6 protein-coding genes are annotated in these 5,355 nt (G+C 36.6%); all 6 read left to right on the top strand.

The genetic code is table 11. The annotated features are described in order from the left end of the window. Positions 1-229 precede the first annotated feature (229 nt). Complete coding sequence (locus AACT18_RS17005) at positions 230-841, top strand: hypothetical protein (protein ID WP_094144217.1); 612 nt, start codon at positions 230-232, stop codon at positions 839-841. A gap of 93 nt (positions 842-934) precedes the next feature. Beyond that, a complete protein-coding gene (locus AACT18_RS17000; RefSeq protein ID WP_094143643.1) occupies positions 935-1,675 on the top strand; it encodes a hypothetical protein in 741 nt (246 codons plus the stop codon). A 35-nt stretch (positions 1,676-1,710) separates the two neighbouring features. Further along, positions 1,711-4,179: a TcfC E-set like domain-containing protein gene (locus AACT18_RS16995; protein ID WP_094144216.1), complete on the top strand. Its 2,469-nt coding sequence runs from the start codon at positions 1,711-1,713 to the stop codon at positions 4,177-4,179. Further along, complete coding sequence (locus AACT18_RS16990; protein ID WP_094146630.1) at positions 4,180-4,584, top strand: hypothetical protein; 405 nt, start codon at positions 4,180-4,182, stop codon at positions 4,582-4,584. It abuts the gene before it with no gap. A gap of 5 nt (positions 4,585-4,589) precedes the next feature. Next, positions 4,590-5,018: a hypothetical protein gene (locus AACT18_RS16985; protein WP_094146629.1), complete on the top strand. Its 429-nt coding sequence runs from the start codon at positions 4,590-4,592 to the stop codon at positions 5,016-5,018. Between the two features lie 15 nt (positions 5,019-5,033). After that, the coding region (locus AACT18_RS16980; RefSeq protein WP_141138112.1) for a hypothetical protein at positions 5,034-5,355 on the top strand (322 nt) is incomplete at its 3' end.

Here is a 5,355-nt window from a genome sequence, read left to right as displayed (position 1 = left end):
CTATAGAATAAATAAAAATAAATAATTAAACAAACTATTGAATTAAATGGTTTATTTTAATGTATTTTTATTTCGTCGCATTGTTCGCCTCAAGGGCGGACAATGCATTCGCATTAGAGAGCATAGTAACTGCAACTTCTCAAGCAAGGAACCAAAGGAAGGATTACATGACAGGGGTCAGGGATGTCTACTATATGAATATTGAACAATCGATTAGGAATTAAATTCAATGAAAAATAAGATTTTCACTTTAACAGCATTATCTGTATCAATGATGTCTGGTTTCGCTAATGCTAATGCTAATGACACTGCTGCTGTCGGCGATAAAGAATACACTTTTACTGTAAGTGGGACGATTGCCCCATCGCTAGCAGTTCTTACTGATGGCGATGGCAATATTATGAACCAACCAGCGATTAATGCCAACTATGATATGTCAGCGTTGCAAGCTGATCCGTCGGCTGACATGAGTGTGACCCTCCTTGAGCGGGCTAAAATCAGCGCCGGCGCTGGTGAAACATCATTTGATTTAACCTTCAAGGCTAAGTCATTTACCTTTGATGGTACTAGTTGTCGTGATATAGATCACAACGCAGCGTCGACTGGTGGTCAAATTGGCTATGTATGTGGTAAGGACCATTGGATGTCGGTTCCAGGCGAAACAGATAAAGCGTTCAATGCATTGAAGGTTGTACAAGGTTCGGCTGTTTACACTACCAGTCTTGATCCAGATGTTGAATTTGGTGGTTTCACGATCAAACACACTAAAGGAGCAACTGGTCCATGGAAGACTGGAACCTATGAAAGTGTATGGGACCTAACGATTACTCCAAAATTCTAACTAGATAACTGCTAATAATTATTTAGAGAGCAAACTATTATAGTTGCTCTCTATTATATTTTTACTATTTTCCAAAAGAGAGCAGGTTTATAAATGAAGATTCATCGATCACTTACCAAGGTGGTTATTTTAGTAGGCATTAATTTTATTATTTTAGGACTGATTTTCCTGTCTAATTATGCGAGCGCAGGTTATTTTGAGATCTCGCCAATATTTCATGACACCCAAGGGGAACGTATTAGCTATATCATTAATTCACAAAATAAAACCGATGACCAATATATTAAAGTCAACGTAACAAAAATTCTATCACCCAATAATGACGATGAGGAAGAAATTGCGATTAATTCATTACGTGATATTCGGGTAATTCCTGACAAGCTGATTTTAAAGCCCAACGATCAACGCCGAGTACAAGTATTAGTACTTGCTCAGGATATAGACATGGAACAAGTTTACCGCATCTATTTTCAGCAAGTCACGGAAGATCAATATCATGGGACAAACCTTCTAAACAAGGATGTTTCAGCAACCTCCCGTGTTAGTTTAAGTTTAGGTGGGGTTATTCGCGTGCAACCGAAAGAAAATAAGCCAAATATCGTCGCTAATGACGATCATATCGTTAACCTAGGTAATTCACATTTTCAGATCGTATCAGAGTGCGTCGGTACAAGTATGGCTGATTGTGCATGGAAAAAGCCTGAAAAAAATATCAATGTTTACCACAACAATAACTATCATTGGCAAACCAGTGATGATAAGTCGGTAGCTGCGATTAAATATCGCTATCCACAGCAACTTAATAACTTGCTGACCCTTGAAAAAGATCGTTAGTCCTATTTGATTTTATATTTTGGTAAGTTTTCGAGATGTCTATTAATACAAAAACATGTCAACGATTGTTGTCACTGTTGATTTCTATAAATTCTATATCGGTATTCGCCGTTCCTGCTGGTTTCGAAGATTTGCTTGAACAACGTAATGAAGTTATTGAACTTCAGCACAATAATACTTTCATGGGCTATTACCAAGTTGTAATAAATCACGATACATTAACGTTTCTTGAACCGCAGCTTGTGTTTAATGACTTGAAATCAGTAGTACAAGAAGCGCATCATCAGGCGTTTCAAAATAAACTCAGCTTTGAATTTCCGTTGGTCAATGAACGCTATTGCGCGATTCAACCCAGCCAATGTGATATTAAAACTAATAAAGTATTACCCGTTTACGATCAAGACTCGCTGTCGATAAAGATCAACATCGATGCGGATTGGCTTAATCAACAGAGTGAGGCGGGCTATTATCGCACTGCCGACCGACACCAAAGACGCGCGTGGTTACAGTCGTTAAACCTTTCAACCCAAACAGGGTTTGATGATACTTATCAACTTGGCTTACGCGGTAATACCACTATAGGATTGGCAAATGATACTTATGTTGCGTTTGAGTCTAGCATCAGTAACACGCATGATGAAACAAAAAGTATTATTGATGCCGCATATTTAAGACATGATTTCGATCAACGTTGGTATCTAAAAGCTGGGAAATTAGCCAGTTACTCGGCTAATCGCTCTAGCGAGGGGGGCTTCAATCATCAGCTTTTACCAAGCAACACGGTCAATGGCCTGCAATTTGGCACTGGTATGCACTTTTATCAAGCGCCAACTGCTGATTTTGGTCAGCAAGACATCGATATCTTTAGCGCGACAGGCGGTAAAGCCGATTTCTATCTGTATGGCGTGCTCATTCATTCTCAGGCACTCAATTCCGGCTATAACCAAATTCAACGGAGTGATCTTCCTTCTGGTAGTTTTAATGTTGAAGTGAAAATATTTGAAGGTACAGAGTTTTCCCGTACTGAAGTTTATTCACTTCAAAGCCCATTGAGGGTGAGCGATGGCCGCGCGCAGTGGTTATTAAAACTCGGTCAAACCGAACAAAATGATCAAGCCGTTGTTGAGTTAGCTACATGGCTACCGCTTGAAGATAAAAACCTATGGCTGAGTGATATCTCGTTGGCATCACAAATGGGCCGAGATCATTGGTTAACCGAAATCGGCGTCTCTGCGACCGATACCTTTGCGCTAACTCCTGAAATTATCTCAAGATGGTCTTTAAACGGGCGTTTTATTGCTGGCCAGGAAAATGGTAACCAAATTCAAGGTTGGAGCTTAACCAATAGCATAAATCTGGATAAATTAAGTTTAACCACTGAAAATCGATCTATTAATCAAGATAACTGCATCAGTTCGGGTCTCTATACCTGCATGGATCAATGGCGAGTTAATGCAGGTACAAACTTATGGGGTAACAATATACGAGTCGGTTATGACGTAACCGAACGACGTTATGATCAGTTACAGCGTCCGGATACAAAAATTTCTCGTCGCAGTATCAGTTTGGGTCGTAATTTTAGATTCTCTGATCTTAACAGTAATTTAAGTGCGACCTGGTCAGAGAGCCAGTTGAGAGGTAAAGACAACGATAGCGTTTTTTATATGAATTTAACATTGTCGTTACGCAACAGCGATGATTCGTATTATTCATCAATTACCTATAACAACGGTGATAAGGCAATTAATGCAGGCTACAGTCGAAGTGGGAAAAACGATGAACAGCTAAACCTTCGTCTTGAGCAATATGATAGTGGTAACGTCAATCTCTCGGGAAATGTGAGAAAAAACTTTCATGAATTAGGCTCCTTATCTGGCGTTACCTATATCAATCGTAACGAGAAAAAAAGCAAAGAATCTGCATATCTTGGATACTCTGTCGGCTTTTCACTAGATGAAGAGGGCCAATTTGCAATGGGACGAACAGGAATTAATGACAATAGCGCCGCTATTATTATTGAAAGTGATTCTGGAGAGCCTGTACCACATTCAGTAAGCGGATTAGGTACTGAAACAGACTCTCAACCGATATTTCCACGGATAATGCATCCTGTATATGGCTATAAACAAAATACATACCGTATATCTGAAAGTAATATATCTAGTGGTTCTAGTATTCAATCTATAATCACTGGAACTGATAAGCGTAATGTATTTTTAACCCCAGGAAACATATTGATTCATAAGTTAAAAACAGACACACAATATTTCTATATTGGATCTATTCCTAATAAAAACAATTTTATGTCAAGTAAAATTGAAAATAGGGAAATATCAATGCTAGATATTGATAGTAAAGGAAACTTCTTTATTCAAACAACTGAAAAGATTGATAGCCTATCAATACGAAATGAAGATGAACGTTGGTATTGTTCATTTGATAATATAGAAAGTATTAATGGCATCCACCAAATAAGCGCTTTAACATGCTCTAAGGTTGACTAAATGATTTACAAAATTATATTTCTAACTTTGCTATTTTTCAGCAGCATACCACAAGCTGCTGAGCGTATGATTTACGGTAATTTTGTTGATACGGTTGACGAAAAGTACTCTTTTTATTCTCGTGATCTAAAAGATTTCATCGAAGATTTATCTTATAAGAATTATCATCTAAGCGTTGACTCTCCTCAAAACATAGGTCCCAAAGGTAATTTAATTAATCGAACGATATCTTTTTATATCTGTGAGCAATCTCTAATTAATTGTCTTAAAATATCTAATCAAGGTATTTCTTTGACTAAAAGTCAAATTAAAAGCATGAAAATAAAAGCTTCATTTCCTAATGATGATGTTTCTGCTGGTAGTTACTCTACGAGTTTTGTTTTAAGTTTAACTTCTATTGAGTAATAATTATGTTAGATACAAAATATGGCCACATAATAAAACTTATTTCATTGATTATATTTTCCAATATTGTTGACGCGAGTGTTTACGATATTTCAATACATAGTGGATTTTCAAGAAATGATATAGTTAGTCGATATGGCATTGGTTCTAAATATGACTTTGATACGTTTAGCGCCGAAGGCACATTATATACTAACAATGAAAATGATATGGAATTAAGCTCTTATCTAAGATATGAATATGATTTAGACCCTGAATTTAGCTTAGTTTACGGGTTGGGATATTATAAAGACGATAATAAAAGTGGTATTCAGTCAAAGTTAGAATTAGGTTATAAAATTAATAATAACCTCCAATGGTTTAGTTACATTAGCCTACATGAAGGCAATGAAGCAAGAAGTTTGAACACATGGTTCGGGCTTGGTTTGCGTTAGTAACCATTCAATATCATGAATGAGAAAAAACAGGAGTTAAGCAATAATATACATAAACCAAGAGTTGACAATGAACTTCAAGTAGATGAGATAAATAAATTAGATAACAAAGAATTTAATATTAATTACCATGAGGAATTTAGTTCTACTAAAGAAGTTAAAATAGTGCAATACGCTGCTTTCTCATCTCAGTTAAATAATGATGCTATTCTTTGGCTTTCTTATGTTACTGAAACTTTTCATGACCAGCCACTTAAAGTCTATGAGTTTACTCCAGGTAAGCCTGTTTTAGCTATTTTGTGCAGTGATCAAGATAACTGTAAATATGATTCTAAAA

This window comes from Vibrio sp. V04_P4A5T148, assembly GCF_963875605.1.
GTDB classification, from domain to species: domain Bacteria; phylum Pseudomonadota; class Gammaproteobacteria; order Enterobacterales; family Vibrionaceae; genus Vibrio; species Vibrio anguillarum.
Note: the sequence above shows the minus strand (reverse complement) of the source record. Positions and strands in the feature narration are given on the sequence as shown.